At 60.1% G+C, this 16,988-nt stretch carries 13 protein-coding genes; 1 reads left to right on the top strand and 12 read right to left on the bottom strand.

What is annotated here, in order from left to right:
* Window position 1: 1 nt before the first annotated feature.
* From ccoG to F0M18_RS05870, 12 genes are all read right to left on the bottom strand, one after another.
* The gene (gene ccoG, locus F0M18_RS05925) at window positions 2-1,417 is read right to left on the bottom strand and encodes a cytochrome c oxidase accessory protein CcoG (protein ID WP_149610480.1); all 1,416 of its coding nucleotides are present in this window, start codon (window positions 1,415-1,417) and stop codon (window positions 2-4) included.
* A gap of 82 nt (window positions 1,418-1,499) precedes the next feature.
* Window positions 1,500-2,378, bottom strand: a complete 879-nt coding sequence (gene ccoP / locus F0M18_RS05920; RefSeq protein ID WP_149610479.1) for a cytochrome-c oxidase, cbb3-type subunit III — start codon at window positions 2,376-2,378, stop codon at window positions 1,500-1,502.
* Complete coding sequence (locus F0M18_RS05915) at window positions 2,371-2,550, bottom strand: cbb3-type cytochrome oxidase subunit 3 (protein ID WP_149610478.1); 180 nt, start codon at window positions 2,548-2,550, stop codon at window positions 2,371-2,373. Before F0M18_RS05915 ends, ccoP begins: the two co-directional genes overlap by 8 nt.
* A gap of 5 nt (window positions 2,551-2,555) precedes the next feature.
* On the bottom strand, window positions 2,556-3,164 hold the full coding sequence (gene ccoO, locus F0M18_RS05910; RefSeq protein WP_149610477.1) for a cytochrome-c oxidase, cbb3-type subunit II: 609 nt from the start codon (window positions 3,162-3,164) through the stop codon (window positions 2,556-2,558).
* Window positions 3,165-3,177: 13 nt separating this feature from the next.
* On the bottom strand, window positions 3,178-4,617 hold the full coding sequence (gene ccoN / locus F0M18_RS05905) for a cytochrome-c oxidase, cbb3-type subunit I (protein ID WP_149610476.1): 1,440 nt from the start codon (window positions 4,615-4,617) through the stop codon (window positions 3,178-3,180).
* 63 nt (window positions 4,618-4,680) lie between these two features.
* On the bottom strand, window positions 4,681-5,280 hold the full coding sequence (locus F0M18_RS05900) for a Yip1 family protein (RefSeq protein WP_149610475.1): 600 nt from the start codon (window positions 5,278-5,280) through the stop codon (window positions 4,681-4,683).
* A 110-nt stretch (window positions 5,281-5,390) separates the two neighbouring features.
* Window positions 5,391-6,143, bottom strand: coding sequence for a fumarate/nitrate reduction transcriptional regulator Fnr (gene fnr / locus F0M18_RS05895; RefSeq protein WP_149610474.1), 753 nt, complete (start codon window positions 6,141-6,143; stop codon window positions 5,391-5,393).
* An 80-nt stretch (window positions 6,144-6,223) separates the two neighbouring features.
* Window positions 6,224-7,651, bottom strand: coding sequence for an oxygen-independent coproporphyrinogen III oxidase (gene hemN, locus F0M18_RS05890; protein WP_149610473.1), 1,428 nt, complete (start codon window positions 7,649-7,651; stop codon window positions 6,224-6,226).
* 91 nt (window positions 7,652-7,742) lie between these two features.
* Complete coding sequence (locus tag F0M18_RS19945; RefSeq protein WP_188109609.1) at window positions 7,743-8,909, bottom strand: helix-turn-helix transcriptional regulator; 1,167 nt, start codon at window positions 8,907-8,909, stop codon at window positions 7,743-7,745.
* Window positions 8,910-8,917: 8 nt separating this feature from the next.
* Complete coding sequence (locus F0M18_RS05880; RefSeq protein WP_149610472.1) at window positions 8,918-12,895, bottom strand: DUF1631 family protein; 3,978 nt, start codon at window positions 12,893-12,895, stop codon at window positions 8,918-8,920.
* Between the two features lie 94 nt (window positions 12,896-12,989).
* Window positions 12,990-15,230: a lipopolysaccharide kinase InaA family protein gene (locus tag F0M18_RS05875; protein WP_149610471.1), complete on the bottom strand. Its 2,241-nt coding sequence runs from the start codon at window positions 15,228-15,230 to the stop codon at window positions 12,990-12,992.
* Between the two features lie 60 nt (window positions 15,231-15,290).
* On the bottom strand, window positions 15,291-16,091 hold the full coding sequence (locus tag F0M18_RS05870; protein WP_262500843.1) for an SDR family oxidoreductase: 801 nt from the start codon (window positions 16,089-16,091) through the stop codon (window positions 15,291-15,293).
* Window positions 16,092-16,300: 209 nt separating this feature from the next.
* Here F0M18_RS05870 and npdG point away from each other — a divergent pair, with 209 nt between their 5' ends.
* On the top strand, window positions 16,301-16,981 hold the full coding sequence (gene npdG, locus F0M18_RS05865; RefSeq protein WP_149610470.1) for an NADPH-dependent F420 reductase: 681 nt from the start codon (window positions 16,301-16,303) through the stop codon (window positions 16,979-16,981).
* The last annotated feature ends 7 nt before the right edge of the window (window positions 16,982-16,988 follow it).

Below are 16,988 nucleotides of genomic sequence, written 5' to 3'. Positions count from 1 at the left end.
CCTACAACGGTTTCACAAACCGGGATTCATGACTGATTTGCAGGGACTCCCTGTCCGTTGCCTGGGCCCGGAAATCAAAGGCGGTACTGGGTTTATCCAGTGCATCAGGACGCGCCCTGACCCGCAGGCTGATGGAGCGAACCTCGCCGCCGTTGAGCTCATAACGCGTGTCACCGATGATCTCGCCCGCATCCAGACCTTCTATGCTGATCTCGAATACGTGGCTCTCCGGGTCCATGTTGACCAGCTGCAGGGTGTATATGTTATCAACAGCGCCGCTGTCTGTCGTCACATACAGCTGGTTGCGATCACGGATAATGGTCAATTCCAGTGGAATGCGTGAAAACATATTGTAAGAGAAAACCCCGATCATCACGCACAGCACGACCACGTAGCCGATGATGCGCGGGCGCAGCCAGTGCGTGGTACCACCACCCAGTTCATGTTCACTGGTGTAACGTACCAGGCCGCGCGGGTAGTCCATCTTGTCCATAACGGAGTTGCAGGCGTCGACGCACAGGGCACAGCCGATGCATTCATATTGCAGCCCGTCACGGATATCGATACCGGTAGGGCAGACCTGTACGCACAGCTCGCAGTCGATGCAGTGGCCCAGGCCCAGATCTTTCGGGTCTGCTGTCTTCTTGCGGCTGCCGCGCGGGTCGCCGCGTTGCTTGTCGTAGGACACAATCAGTGTGTCCTGGTCGAACATCACTGACTGGAAACGGGCATAGGGGCACATGTACTTGCACACCTGCTCACGCATATAGCCTGCGTTGATGTAGGTGGCCACGGTGAAGAAAAGTGTCCAGAACAGGCCCCAACCGGCTACCTGCAGCGTGGCCAGGTCAACTGCCAGTTCCTTGATGCCGTAAAAATAGCCGACGAAGGTCATGCCGGTCATGAAGGCAATGAACAGCCAGCCCGCGTGCTTCATGAATTTCCTGGTGAATTTTTGCAGCGACATGGGCGCTTTGTCGAGTTTGATGCGCTGGTTGCGACTGCCCTCGGTTTTCTGCTCCACCCACATGAACATGGTGGTCCACACGGTTTGCGGACAGGTATAGCCGCACCAGATGCGGCCGGCAAACGTGGTCACCGCGAATAGCGAGTACGCCGCAATGATCAGCAGGAAGGCCAGCATGGGAAAATCCTGCGGCCAGAAGGTTAGCCCGAGTATGTGGAACTTGCGTTCCGGCAGGTCAAACAGCACTGCCTGCTGTCCATTCCAACTGAGCCAGGGCAGCAGGAAATAACCGAGCAGTAGTGGCCAGCCCGTGTAGAGACGGACTTTCTGGAAAAAGCCCTCCACTTTGCGCGTGTAGATTCGTTCGCGCCGCTGGTAGAGGTCAACTTCGCCGACTTCTGCAGGCGCGACTTCCTGAAGATCGATCAGATCTTTGTCAGTCTGGGACATAATGCTTCACATCCGGGGTGGTGAGAGGAGGGGCCTCTTGTGAGGCCCCGCTACAACGTGGTTTGGCTAGAGTGCAGCCGTCTTAGTGGGAGAGGCTGTACACGTAGGCGGTGAGGATATGGATTTTGTCCTCGCTGAGCGTATCTGCAAAGGCTGGCATGACGCCGTTGCGGCCCTTGCGCAGGGTGTGGCTGATCTGCTCGGTGCTGCCGCCGTACAACCAGATGCCATTGGCCAGGTTGGGCGCGCCCAGTGCATAGTTGCCCTTGCCGTCGGCACCGTGACAGGCCGCGCAATAGGTCTGGAAGTGCTTGGCGCCGGCCTCGGCAAGGCCCTCGTCCACGACACGACCGCTCAGCGACTGGACATAGGCCGTCGCTTCGGCAATGCCCTGGTCTCCCAGTATGGCTTCCCAGCCTGGCATCGCTGCCTTGCGGCCCTGGATCAGGGTGGTCTTGATAGCCTCGGGTGAGCCGCCATACAGCCAGTCATCGTCGGTCAGGTTGGGGAATCCGTAGGCTCCCTTGGCGTCACTGCCGTGGCAGACCGCGCAATTGTTGGCGAAAATACGTCCGCCCATCTTGCGCACCGCGGGGTCCTTGGCAATTTCCTCTACCGGCATCGCCAGGTAGCGGTCGCGCATATCGCGATAGCGGGCCTCGGCAGCGGCGACCTCTTTCTCATGCTGCTCGATTTGCGTCCAGCCCAACAGGCCAGGGTAGTTGCCCATGCCGGGGTAGACAATCAGGTAGCCGATGCCGAACACGATGGTGAGCACGAACATCATGAACCACCAGGCGGGGAGGGGATTGTCGTACTCCTCGATGCCGTCATAGATATGACCGGTGGTTTTGCCCTCGGTATTCTGCTCGCGGGTGCGGTTGGCGAACAGCACCCACGTGATCAGAACGATGGTGATGGATGTGAGGATGATTACCCACAAACTCCAGAAACTAGCCATTCCTTCCTTCCTCCTGCATGGTGCGTTGATTCAGCTCCTCGTCTGCGAATGGCAAGTTGGCGGCTTCATCAAATGATTTTTTGCGTTTTTTGCTGTAAGCCCAGAAGCACATCCCGATGAATGTCACCATCAGGAGTAACGTGCTCAGGCCTCTGAGGTCGTTGATATCCATAGCTTCTAGCGCCTTGTCTGCAGCAGGGTGCCCAGTTGTTGCAGGTAGGCAACCAGGGCATCGATTTCTTTCCTGCCTTCAACCGCCGCCTTGGCTCCGGCGATGTCCTCGTCGGTGTAGGGAACCCCTACGGCACGCAGGGCGGCCATTTTCTTGCCGGTTTTATCGCCGGACAGTTCCTTGTCGAAAAGCCAGGGGAAGGCGGGCATGTTGGACTCGGGGACCACGTCACGCGGGTTGTACATGTGCGCGCGGTGCCAGTCGTCACTGTAACGCTGGCCCACCCGAGCCAGGTCCGGGCCGGTGCGCTTGGAGCCCCAAAGGAAGGGGTGCTCGTACACGTGTTCACCGGCAACGGAGTAGTGTCCGTAGCGCTCGGTCTCCGCGCGCAGGGGGCGAATCATTTGCGAGTGGCAGGTATTGCAGCCCTCGCGTATGTAGATGTCACGACCCTCCAGCTCCAGCGCAGGCAGTGGCTTGAGGCCGGCGATGGGCTCGTTGGTTTCCTTGATGAACATCAGCGGAACCAGCTCTACCAGGGTGCCAAAGCTCAGGGCAATGACAATCCCGATCATCATCAGGCCGACATTGGTTTCAATTGCTTCATGTTTCATTGCTTGTCGCTCCTCAGGCTGCGCTGGCTGCGGCAGGTGCCGGCTGCAGTTCAACATTCTTGCGGGTGGTCATATAGACGTTGTAAGCCATGACCAGCATGCCGGCGAAGAAGATGCCGCCGCCCAGTACGCGAACCACGTAACCGGGGTAGGAGGCCGCCACCGACTCTACGAAGTTGTAGGTCAGGGTGCCGTCCTGGTTGTAGGCGCGCCACATGAGGCCCTGCATGATGCCGTTCACCCACATTGAGGCGATGTAAAGCACTGTGCCGATGGTGGACATCCAGAAGTGGACGTTGATCAGTTCGACGCTGTACATGCGCTCTTTGCCGAACAGGATCGGAATCAGGTGATACAGCGAGCCGATGGAAATCATCGCCACCCAGCCCAGGGCACCAGAGTGCACGTGGCCGATAGTCCAGTCGGTGTAGTGAGACAGTGCGTTCACGGTCTTGATGGACATCATCGGGCCTTCGAAGGTGGACATGCCGTAGAACGACAGGCTCACCACCAGGAAGCGCAGGATCGGGTCGGTGCGCAGTTTGTGCCAGGCACCGGAGAGGGTCATCATGCCGTTGATCATGCCACCCCAGGAGGGCGCCAGCAGGATCAGGGACATCACCATGCCCAGGCTCTGTGCCCAGTCGGGCAGGGCGGTATAGTGCAGGTGGTGCGGACCGGCCCAGATGTAGACGGCCACCAGGGCCCAGAAGTGCACAATGGACAGGCGATAGGAGTAAACCGGACGCTCGGCCTGCTTGGGTACGAAGTAGTACATCATGCCCAGGAAACCCGCGGTCAGGAAGAAGCCCACAGCGTTGTGCCCGTACCACCACTGCACCATGGCGTCCACGGTGCCGGCGTATACCGAGTAAGACTTGGTGGCAGAGACCGGGATGGCGGCGCTGTTCATCAGGTGCAGGATCGCTACCGCAATGATGAACGAACCCAGGAACCAGTTGGCCACGTAGATGTGTTGCACCTTGCGTTTAACGATGGTGCCGAAGAACACGATGGCGTAGGACACCCACACCAGGGTGATAAGGATGTCAATTGGCCACTCCAGTTCGGCGTATTCCTTGCCGCTGGTCCAGCCCATTGGCAGGGAAATGGCCGCCGCGAGGATGACCGCCTGCCAGCCCCAGAAGGTAAACGCGGCCAGCTTGTCCGAGAGCAGCCGGGCCTGGGTCGTGCGCTGCACGATGTAGTAGGAGGTGGCAAATAGCGCACAGCCGCCGAAGGCGAAAATCACTGCATTGGTATGCAGGGGGCGCAGGCGCCCGAAGTGCAGCCATTCCAGGCCGGGGTTCAGCTGGGGCCAGGCCAGCTGGGCGGCGATCAGTACGCCCACCAGCATGCCCACAATGCCCCATACGACTGTCATAATTGCAAACTGGCGTACCACCTTGTAGTTATAGGTGGGATGTTCCAGTGCAGAGTTAAGCTCGCTCATGGTTTCATTCCAAAGTCAGATTTCTAAAAACAACAAAATCGTTCTGGCCCGAAGGCCTTGCTATCAATCGGTAAAGGCCGGTGCCGCACCGAAGTCCCAGAGAATCACCGCACCCACCATCAGGCAGATGAGTATCACCAGGGCCACACCCATCACCGCGCTCGAGAACAGGAAACCGCGCTCTTCGGGGATATCCATGACGATGGGAATGCCGAGGTACATCAGGTAGACCGCCCAGCAGACCGCGACGATACCGATGAGCAGGTCCAGCCACAGGATGGGATAAAAGCCCACGGCGCCGAACAGGAACAGGGGGGTGGCAGCCAGTGAGGCGATGATGATGCCCTTGGTGATAGTGGATTCGGCGCCGTAGGTGTCTGACATCCAGTGGATGAAGTAGCCGATGGCGGCCAGGCAGACGACCTGGGTGATATAGAACAGAATACAGATGGTCATGGCGCTGTCTTTGGTCAGCTTGATGGTTTCGCCATCACCGACCGTCCAGCCCACGTGCGTGGTGCCGTAGTACCAGGCTACCGCTGGAATGATCGCCAGAATCCAGGGGTATAACAGAAGAGTCCGAAACGAGCTTTCAGACAACTCGCCGACGGTCTTCCACTGGGAACTGGGCTTAACTAACAAGCCGAAGGTATGCTGAATCATTAGGTTATGGTCTCCCCAAAGGTACTCTGGTTGTTTGCGCTAGCATTCTAGGACTTCCAGCGGCAATCACCTTGATGTGAATCAAGGTAGCAGGGCACCAGCAACGAGGGTCATTGTCCCAGGTTGGCGATGCTCCTGAGACCGTCCGGGTCCAGAATCTCGATTTCCTTGTTATCTACCCGCAGAACCTCCATTTTCTGCATGCGGCTGAACACCCGGGACACGGTTTCCACCGTGAGCCCGAGATAGTTGCCGATGTCGACGCGCGACATGGGTAGGCGAAATTGTGTGGCGCTGAGCTTGCGTCGGGCGTTGCGCCCGGAGATGCTGAGCATCAGCGCCGCCACACGTTCGTCGGCGGAGTTTTTACTCAGCAGCGTGATCAGTTGCTGGTCTTCGGTGATTTCGTGGCTCATCAACTGGAAGAAATGGCGCTGCAGGTTGGGCATCAGCGCGCTGAGCTTCTCCAGCGAAACAAACGGGATCTCGCAAATGGCGGCGGTCTCCAGGGCTTTGGCCGAGGATGCATGGGCGTTGTTGCTGATGCCGTCCATGCCCAGGATCTCTCCCGGGAAGTAGAAGCCGGTGACCTGCTCGCGACCGTCATCCGTGGTCTTGTAGGCCTTGAGGGTGCCGGAACGTACCGCGAACACAGATTGGAACTCATCGCCCTCGCGATACAGGTGCTGGTTTTTTTGCAGGGGTTTACTGCGCTGGATGATGTCGTCCAGTTGCTGTATGTCATCGCTTTCCAGCGCCAGTGGTAGACAGATGCTGTTAAGGCGACAATTGCCACAATTAACCTGGTAATCGTGGGTGCAAGGCTTCAACGCGGCGTCCCCGGACTGGGCGATGTTGGTCATACTACTTCCCCTGGCATATTGCAGGGGCAATTATAGTCGAAAACCCTAAAGTGCTGTAACTCTGTTTTGTTGGTGAATATTTATACAGTTGCAGAGAAGTTGGGTGGCGGTTCGTCGCCTTTGTGGGCGCCCAGGTAGGCATCGAAGAGCATGCAGATATTGCGCAGGAACGGCCTGCCGCGTGGTGTGATCTCGATGGCAGAGTCGGACAAAGTCAGCAGATCGTCCGCTATCATCGGCGCCAGGCCCGCCAGTTCACGTGCGAACTGCTGCTCGAAATCGATCCCGAACTGGCGGTTGCAGTCGATGATATCCAGCCTCAACTCGGAGATCAGCGTCATGATGATGTGGCGCCGCAGCTTGTCGTCGTCGCTGACCTTGCAGCCTCTTGTGATCGGCAGTTCACCCTCGTCGAGCAATTTGTAGTAGCCATTCAGCTCGCGTTCGTTCTGCAGGTAGAAGTCGCCGATCTGGCTGATAGCGGACACGCCCAGTCCGAGCAGGTCGTCGGCCATCTTCAGTGAATAACCCTGGAAATTGCGCTGTAACCGACCCTCGACCTGCGCCAGTGCCAGTTCGTCCTCTGGCAGCACGAAGTGGTCCATGCCGATGTGGAGATAACCGGCCTCCTGCAGGGTGTGACTGATGATCTCGTGCAGCAGCAGTTTTTCGTCGGGTTCAGGCAGTGTGAGTCGATCGATCGCACGCTGGCTGGAGAAACGTTCCGGCAGGTGCGCATAGTTGTAGCAGGCAATCCGGTCAGGGCGTAATTCGATCACCTTGCGCAGGGTCTCTGCCATGCTGTAGCGGTCCTGGTGGGGCAGGCCATAGATCAGGTCGAAGCTGAGTGAGCGGAAATCGTGGCTGCGGATGCTGTTGACCAGAGCGGCAATCTGGGAGAAAGGCTGAATACGATTCACAGATTTCTGCACCAGTGGGTCAAAATCCTGTATGCCCAGGCTGATGCGGTTGAATCCCACCCCTTTGAGCAGCGCAATGGTGCTGGTCTCGATGGTGCGCGGGTCTATCTCAATGGAGTACTCGCGGTAGCCCTTGTCCAGCAGCCTGAAGTGGCTCGCCAGCAAGTGCATCAGCTCGGTGATCTGGGCGTTATCAAGATAGGTGGGCGTGCCACCTCCCCAGTGCATCTGGGTAATGGGTCGCTGGTTGCCGACCAGTTCTGCCTGCATGGCAATTTCGCGTTGCAGGTGACCCAGGTAATTCTGGGCCACGTTTTTCTCGCGAGTAACAATTTTGTTGCAGGCGCAGTAGTAACAGATGTCGTTACAGAAGGGAATGTGCAGGTAAAGCGACAGGGGCTCTCTCTTGTGATCACCATCCTGACCCTGCCAGTCGCGGTAGCCCTGCAGCGGAAAATCCTGCCGGAACTGCGGTGCGGTTGGGTAAGAAGTGTAGCGCGGCCCCTGACTCGCGTATTTGCGTGCGAGGTCCATTTCCGCCTGGTGCTTCGCTGGTAAAGCGGTAGAAGCGACGAGGTCTTTGGGCATTATGGTCATCTGGGTACAGCTTCCGGTTGCAATGAAGCGGACCTTATCAGGAACCGGATCAGCGGGTGTTGATCCACGTCAACCGTGTCATTCAACCCAGGGACGCGACGCTTTTGATGACCAGGCGCACCAGTTCTGCCTGGCGCGATACGCCGGTCTTGGCAAATATGGATTTGAGTTGGGCCCTGGCAGTGTGCTGGGAAATACTCTGCGCAGCCGATGCTTCAGCGAGACTGAGCCCTCGTGCCAGCAGGATCGCCAGGTTGCACTCCGCGGGTGTTAACTCGAACAGTTCACCCAGTGCCCGCCGGTCTGCGGATTCGTGCAGGTCGGGGTCGGAGATAAAAATGGCCGCACAGGGGCTGGACTGCCCCTCGCGCCCCTGCGACGGCGGCACCGGCCGCACCAACAGCCCCAGCGGCGAGTGCCCCGCAGCTCGCGGCACGCGCAGCGCACGCACCACACTGGCTTCTCCACGATGCTGGGCACGGATGATGTCCTGCACCGCCTGCTGCAATTCCCGATTGGTATTGCGTCCCGCCACTTGCAGGTGCTGGTCCTTGAGCCACAGCCCATCCTGTTGCTCCAGCAGGGCCTGGGCAACGGGATTGGCGCTGATGACCCGGGCCTGTTCGTCGAGAATGATGCTGGCCACGGCCAGTTGCGACACAGCGCCCGCGTAGATGTCGCGTTCCGATGTAGTGCGGTTGAGCGTGGCGTAGATCTGGATGGCGCGGCGCAGGTGCGGGGCTACCAGGCTTAGCAGATTGCGCTCGTCGTCATTGAAGTCGCCTTCTTCCCGGCGTCTGGAAAAGCGCAGGCGCGCCAGCATGCCCCCGGGTTCGCCGGTATCGACGCCCAGTATATGGAACAAGCCGACCGGTTCCAGGTACTGTCGATAGTATTCTGAGGCCAGTAATTCCTGCTCGGTGAGCATGTCGCTGAGTGCGACTACCTGGTCCTGGGGCAGGTTGATGAAGGGATCAAGGGTAAAAAACTCTTCCTGGTAAGCGGCCGATTGCCAGGCATCGGGATCGGCCAGGGTGTCTTCGACATCGCCGGGTTCCGGTCGCACGCAGTTGAGTATGGCGCCGCGATCCTGTTCCGAGGGCGGACGCAGGACCAGTGAAGCCACTTGTGCATCAAGCACCCCGCGCAGCCGGGGCAGTGCGCTTTGCCAGGGCCTGGGTTCCAGGGCCCCCTGGTATATCAGTCCGACCAGTTCGTCGTAACGGGGGTCGACCGGGAGGGGGGGCATGCTCATGCCTACTTGGCGATGGTGGAGAGGTCCTCGGTGACCTCAGCCAGGGGTTTCGGCCTGGCGATGCCCCAGCCCTGCAGGTAGTCTACGCCGATTTCCTTCAGTTTCTGGATGATTTCCTCGTTTTCCACGGATTCGGCGATGGTCTCCTGGCCGAGGAAATGCGCAAGATCATTGATCGAGCGCGCCATGGCGTAATCGGAGCGATTCTGGTGGATGCCGGTCACAAACGTGCCATCAATCTTGACGTAATCCACCGGCAGTTCGCGCAGGTAGTTGTGACTGGCCAGCCCGGTGCCGAAGTCGTCGATAGAAAACTTGCAGCCGATATTGCGGAATGCGCGCACAAAATCCGCGGCTTTTACCAGGTTTGAAATCGTGCCCGTCTCGGTGATTTCGAAGCAGATGCGGCTGGTGCCCACGCCAAATTCGGATATCTCTTCCAGCAGGTATTCGAGGAAGTCGTCATCGGTAATACTGTTGCCCGACAGGTTGATAGACAGGTGCGGCACCTCTTTTTCCTCGTCCATCAGGTGACTGACCCAGGTGAACGCCTCGCGCACCACCCAGCGATCCACCAGGTTCATGAAGCCATAGCGCTCCGCGCTGCTGATGAAGTCCGACGGGGATGACAGCGTTCCATCCGGGTTGGACAGCGCCAGCAATAGCTCGTAGTGACGGCTCACCGGTTGGTCGCTGTCTATGGCCACCTGCACGATGGGCTGCGCCTGCAGGACAAAGCGGTCGGTGGCAAGTGCCTGTTCCAGGCTTTCCCGGGTGAGATTCTTTTCCTGGCGGAAACTCGCTGCCAGTGACTGGTCCTCGTTGTAAACCTGCACCCGGTTACGGCCCTGTTCCTTGGCGTGTTCCATCGCTGAACGCGCCGATTCCAGTACCTGGTCAACGGAGGGGCTGTACTCGAGTATCGGGGCCACGCCAATGGAGACCGTGAACGTGACGTTCTCACCCTCGATTTCCATACTGCCGCTTTCGATATCTTCCCGGATCTTGCTGGCCACCGCTTCGGCCTGTTCCAGGCTGCGATCAATCAGCAGCACGGCGAACTGGTCTCCCTCTATGCGCGCCGAGGAGGATTTCTTGCTATGCAATTGCGCCAACAGGTTGCTGAATTCCTGTAGCACCGCGTCACCTGTGACCTCGTCGTAGATGTCATTCACCAGGTTGAACTGGTCGATGTCGAGATAGAGAACGGCGTGTTGGGAACTCTTGACCTGGGCATGGCGCAGGGCCCTGCCCATCTGGTCGAGCAGAGTCTCGCGGTTGATCAGGCGGGTGAGGCTGTCGTGATTGCGGGTGAAGCTCAGGGTTTTCTGCACATGCTCCAGGGTCTGGTACAGGCTCTGGTCGAGCACAGAGAGTGTATCGGCGGGGGCGGGTGGTTGTACCCCCGTGCTGAGCTTGCGAGCCAATTGCACGGCGGTCAGGTCGGCTATTTTCTGTCCGCGCTCGTTAACGAAAATGTAGCGGTCTTTGCTTGAATTGACCCACGCCAGTTGCATACGCCGCTTCTGGCCCTTCTTGTCGCGGTAGGTCAGCCAGCAGCCCTGCTCCAATTGCTCGACACGCCGCACCCAGCGACGCAGGCGAGGCAGGTCTTCCACCTTGGCGCGGGTTTTTTCTGCTGACCCGGTGTCCTGCTGCTCGGGCACCTCGGCAGAGTCGACTTCCTTATTGCCGGCAAGTATCGCGCGTAGCTCATCGAGGACTTTCTGGTGACTCAGGTTGGTGGGCAGCGCCGCAGCCAGCTGCTGGTCGACCATGTCGATCAGCGTCTCGGCCTCGAGGCCGCGCTGCATCATCATGTCTTCGTCGAGATCACCGTTGCGCTTGTCCTCCAGCCATTGCGACAGCTGGTCAAGTGTCTTGATATGGTCAGCCCAGGTAGCACTGTCAGGCCCTTCCTTGACGTGGGTGAGCACCAGCAGGTCGCGCCAGCCGCTCTCGACAAGATCGAGCAGCACCCGGGGAGCGGCGGGAGGTTTGACCCGTTCGTTGATCACATCGGCCACCGCGCGCCGTGCCTGCTGCAGCTTTTCCTGTCCTTCCTGTATGCGCACCACGCGCTCGATGTTGCGGGACAGGGCGCGCTCCTGCTGCGAACTGAGCTTTTGTATCTTGGTCAGGGCGCGATCGAAAACCGCTGTGTCGTCCTCATACTCGGTGACGATTTCATCGACAATCTTGTTGATACGGCCTTCCAGTGCCGGGTTGGGGAAGTTGGCGCTGGTGGCCAGTGCAGCGAGCTGGTCGACGACGGCGCGGGCCACATGATCCCTGTCCAGGAAGAAACGCTGGTCCAGTAAAGCAAGCCGTGCCAGTGGAATCTGCAGGTTATCCAGTGTTGGTCGCAGCTCCGGCGTGACGTCCGTTTGTGAGCGTATGGTGCCAAACAGGTTGTCCACGAGGTCGAGCTGGTTGAGGCTGTCGGCGGTCAGGCCACTGGTTTCACGCAGCTGGTTTAGCTGGTCGCGGTGTTGTGCGAGGTAGGCACGCAATGAATTGGCTTCCTGCAGGCGCGCCTGCAGGTTGCGGTCGCCCTGCAGGCCGCGCAGGGCATCGGCGATGGTGTGCGCATCGGCGAGCGCCTCTTCATCCAGGTCGGAAGTGGCCACCGTGGCGCCTTCCCAGGTGCCGCTAACCGGGGTGCCAGCGGCGAGTGCCTCGCCGTCGGCCAGCCCTTCCGCCTCGCGGCGAAAGTTGAGCGCGTCGACGACAGACTGGTATACGTTCTGGGAGGTGAGCCCGCTCTGGCGCAGTGCCGCAGCGGCCTCAACCAGCATTTCTCCGTCTTGCGCGCTGAGCCCGGATGCCGTGGCGTCCGCCGCTGGGGGTTCGCCGGGGCTGTCTGTCGGCTCATTGGGTGCCGCGGTGCGCTGCGCTGCGGCCGTCTCGTCCTGCCGCGAGTGTGAGCGCTCAGGCTGGTGCACCTGGCTTTCCTTTCGCAGCAGCGTTCCCTTGGCCTGTATCAGTTCCTCGAGCTCCGGCCTGATGCCATGCTCGGAGAGTTCAGCGTTGAGTGACTGGTAAAAGCTGTCGAGGGGGCGGATAAGGTGCTCGGTAAAGTACTCGAAGACCACGTTGGACAACTCTGCAGCGATGCCGTTGACGTCCATCGCCTGCTGGAAGGCTGTACAGATCTGGCGTACGTGCACCGGAAGGCGCACTGCCAGCGGATCTGCATCCAGTAGCGTGGCCACACGAATCAGCAGGGCTTCCAGGGCAACATGGTGGATATCCTCGGCGACGCTGGCCCAGCGATCCAGCGCCAGGTCCCCCTCGAACTCTTCCAGGTCGACCAGTCCCAGATGATTGGCGTTTTCATTGCCCTGCTGCCAGCTCTGGTCGCCGCTGTCAGGGACCATCTCCTCGAAATAGGTTTCCACTTTATCGAGCAGGGTGAAGCCGATATCGTCCTTGCGTTGGCGCAGGGTCACGGCGGTCTCGTAGAGGCGATTGCGTCCTTTGGAGTCCGGTCGGGTGCGGGTGGACAGTTCGAGCAGGTCCAACTGCATGCTTTCGATGGCGCGGGGCAGGCGTGCGACCAGGTCGTCGATAGCCCGGTCATGGAAGGCTCGCAAGAGGCGCGTGTAGTCGTCATTGGCGCCAGTCAGTTCAGATGGGGCGCGCTCGGCGCTGATGCTTTCGCCGGAGAGGGTTTTCAGGAAACGGTCAGTCAGCGGTGAGTCCGGGTGACGCGGCGATAGCGTCAGGGCGCCCTTGTCGACGCCACTGATACTTACCTCAATCGGCCCGCACCAGGGTTTGCCGGGCAAAGACAGCTCTGCACGCATGCCCTTATGCAGGCTGACCTTGCCGCTGCGGGCGGTGCCGGCCTTGAGCTTGAATTGCTGCAGCTGGATAGCGCCGTCTGGCAGGCAGATGACGTCGCCAAGCAACAGCGCGCCGCCAGAAAGCGACAGCCGGGCTGGTTGCTGGGTATCCCTGGGATGAGGACTGGACATCGCTCTCCTGCGCTGGTGATGCTGGCCCGGCGGGCTCGGCTTAACGTTTTGAGTATAACCGCAATGCCGTGGCGCTAAAACCGCCCCGCCTGGGTCACTGGCGGGAGCGTTTACGCTTGCCTTTCAGGGCCTTCTTCCATGACTGCTTCTGATCATAATACCAGAACGGGATTCGCCATAGTGGCGACAAGGCCTTGCCGTGATGCTCCTCGTAGCACTCCATGAAGCGGGTCCGGTCATGCCAGTCGAGCTTGTAGGCGATGCGGATGAGGTCCAGCATGCGATCACGTTGCCGCACGCGCGACCCGGGGCCCGACCAGATGCGGGCCCGGCCGATATCGATAACCATCGGTGTGACCGCGCCATCGTCGGCCTGGGTAAACATCAGGTTGCCGGAGGACAGGTCGCGGTGTATGACCTGCATGTCGTGCATGTGGCAGACGAAACCGGCGATAAGGTCAAACCACCGTTGGCTGGAGAGCCCGGCGAATTCGCCGCCCCCATTGCGCAGCCCGGCGTACACGTCGCGGCAGGAGAAAGCGTTCGGAATAAACTGGCAAAGGTACCAGGAGTCGCGCACTCCCGGGCTTTTTGGCGCCTCGAAGAAGGCCAGCGGCAGGGGGGTGTTGATATCGCGACGCAACATGTCGCAGGCGTTATTCCAGTGCCGCCGCCCCTTGCTCGGATAAAAGCGGTAGGTCAGGCGTTTGAAACCCTTGACCCGATTGAGCTTCACCGTGATCTCTGACTCCGCTGCGCTGGGGTCAGCGATGTTCCAGAGGCGGTTGCGCGCGTCGCGCAAGACCCGCGTCTCCGCGGCTGCAGCGATGTCTGAGGGGTGCAGGCCGCGACTGGCGGCCTGTGGCGAAGCCGCGCTGGCATCACGCAGCATCACGGCGCCGTGCCAGTTTGTATCGTTGAACGGCAACGACTGGTGCGTGGGGCTCGACAGGTGAACAACCTTGCTGATGCGGCTGGTAGCGACGTCCTGGCACATCGCTACATCGAACGGAGTGGACAATTCGATGAACAGCGGGTGTTCTGTTGCCACCAACGGTGCCTGCACGGCTTCGCCAAATGTATCCATAAAGCGCGCTGTTTCCAGCAGCTGTGCGGGTAACAGCTGCTGCAGAGGCCAGGCCTGTGCGTCCCTCGTCCACACCAGAAGGCACTGTTTGTCGTCACGGCATTGGAAGTGAAACAGGCTGAGCCCGGCCGGATCATGTCGCGCGCCCAGGCACCTGGCCCCGCGCAGCCTGGACGTCGTATGCGCCAGCGCGCGATACGCTGCTGTCGGCACAAAGTCAGCGGCTTCGCCGCGTATGCGCTCGTAGAAACTCACCTGATCCACGATGGGGTAGTCATCGGCGCCATCATCGATAAGCCCGTCTCGTGAGCACACCAATGGTCCCCAGTAAACGCGATCGAGTTCACCGCTGGAGGCCGCCAGCACCAGGTAGCGGACCAGGTAGTCCACGCGCTTTTGCTCGGGCCAGGCCGAGCGTCGGCGCAGTCGCTTTATCGTCCAGCAGGTGTAGGTGCAGTAAAAGCCCCCGGCGCCAACGCGACGACCCATGCGGTTGAGCATGCGTGCTTTCTTGATGAGGTTCAGCTTGAGTGGTTCGCGCAGGAGCCAGCCGAGCACGCGATGGTCGTAGGCTTCGGGTTCTACCACGCGCTCCACGAACAGGTTGTCACTGTGGATGACGGGTACGGCACCCAGGCGACGCATCAGGCGCAGATAGCTGGCGTTATACAGGGGTTCGAAATCCGACACATTCGGCCCGACCAGGCACACCTGCGGCTGCACCTGGCTGGTGACCTGGCGGGCGATGTCGAGGGCGGTGATGAAGCTGCGTGAGGAAAACCCCGACCACTTGCCGCGGTTGGGTGTGTTGCCGATTTCAAACCTGGCCACAGTGCCGGCATATTGCTGCAATACGTCGGTGAGGAAGCGTTGCCAGCGGTGCTGGGCTTCGGGGTCATGGTAAAGCAGTTGCGCTTCAGCCATGGGTGGCAACAGGTCCAGGGTGACATCGATTCCCGCCTGCAACAGGCGCTGCAGCAGGCGCTCGGCCTGGCTTCCCGGGCTACCGTAGCTGAAGTCCATGCGCACCTGCCCGATACCCAGTTCAGCCAGGCGTTCAAGGATGTAGTCGTCGGTGGCGGGCGCGTCGCCCGGTGCGACATTCACACCGAAGAAATCGTCACCGATGGTAAAGGCCTCAAGGGGGCGATGATCGGTGCCCAGCAGGCGCAGGTTGTCAGCAAGCGCGCACAGGAAATCCCAGGCAGCCGTGGGATAGCCGTAAAGGGGGTGGAGCAGTTTATTCAAAGCAGCGAGGTCCCGTGGCGCCAGTCAAGGCGCGAGTATAACAGGCAGTGGCCGCACGGCTTACTGTCCAGCGTTGGCCGCGTCGAGGAATGCGGGTTTTTCGCCGCCACCGTGCACGGCAATACTGGTGCCACTGACATAGGATGCCATCGGCGAAGCCAGGAACAGGCAGGCATTGCCTACATCATCGGGTACGGCCATACGGCCGAGGGGAATGGTCGAACCGACTGCGGCGATACCGGCTTCGTCGCCGTAATGCAGGTGCGACTGCTCGGTTTGGGTCAGGCCGACGATGATGGCATTAACGCGTACCCTGGGTGCCCACTCCACCGCCAGGGATGTGCCGAGATTCACCAGTCCGGCCTTGGCTGCACCGTACGCGGCTGTGCCGGGGGAGGGGCGAATGGTGCTGACACTGGCAATATTGATGATGCTGCCGCCGCTGTCCTGCTGTTGCATGACGCGGTTGGCCACCTGGCTGAAATTCAGCGGGGCGATCAGGTTGAGCCGTATGATCGCCTCGGAAAACCGGGGTGAAGCGGTTGCGGCATCGGCGTGCGGCGCGCCGCCGGCGTTGTTCACTAACACATCGAGGCGACCAAACCGGGAAACGGCGTATTCCACGCAGGCCTCGATCTGCTCAAAATCACGTACATCGCAGGCAGTGAACAGCGCGCACTTGCCGCCTGCCTCGGGCAGAGTCTCCGGAGCAGAGCGACCGCAAATAAGCACATCCGCGCCAGCCGCCAGGAAGCACTCGCTGATGCCGCGGCCGATTCCCTTGCCTCCCCCGGTAACAATCACGGCTTTTCCGGAAAAGTCCATCGCTTCTGCGGGGCTAATTTGTACTGCATTGTCCATATATGTTTACTCGGGGCGTCGGCCCGCCGGGGGCGCTTGTGGTGGTTGGCCTAAAGCCATAATATGCTGGCGGCGGCGCCAATGCTAACTGAAGCCCGACAGGGCTGGAAAGCGGCTATCGGCAAGGGTGCCCCGGGCAGATTATACAAACGGGAGTTGGTCATAATTGCTGTACTCCCCACCATGCAAACCTCATCAGGATAAACACTATGACAACAGATACACTTCCGGTTCTGGCGATTCTCGGTGGCACTGGCGATCTTGGCACCGGTCTCGCGCGCCGCTGGGCGCAAGCCGGGTATGAGGTCATTATCGGTTCGCGCACGCTGGACAAGGCCGAGACCGCGGTCGCTGACCTGCACGAGGTGATGGCGGAGCGTGGCGTCGCCGAGGTCAGCGTTCGCGCCATGGAAAACCTGGCCGCCGCCGAGGCCGGAGATATCGTTGCCATTACTGTTCCCTTCAGTCATCAGGCCGCCACCCTGGAACTGGTGAAGCCCGCCCTGCAGGGCAAGATTCTGGTCGATGTCACCGTGCCGCTGGTGCCCCCCCGCGTGGGGCGTGTGCAGTTACCGGAGGGCGGTAGCGCCGGGCAGATCGCCCAGGACCTCCTTGGCGAGGACGTTGCCGTGGTGTCGGCGTTCCAGAATGTGGCAGCAGCCCACCTGCAGGAAGGCAGCGGTGTCGACTGCGATGTGCTGGTTTGTGGCAATAAGAAGGATGCCCGCGAGCAGGTCATCAAACTGGTTGAAGCGGCCGGTATGCGTGGATTCCACGCCGGCATGATCAACAATGCCGCAGCCGCCGAGGCGCTCACCTCGGTGCTGATCGTCATTAACAAACAGTACAGCTGCCACGCCGGGATTCGCATTACCGGCATTGGTGACTGATTCCAGA

The organism is Pseudohalioglobus sediminis, from assembly GCF_008370495.1.
Lineage (GTDB): Bacteria > Pseudomonadota > Gammaproteobacteria > Pseudomonadales > Halieaceae > Halioglobus.
Note: the sequence above shows the minus strand (reverse complement) of the source record. Positions and strands in the feature narration are given on the sequence as shown.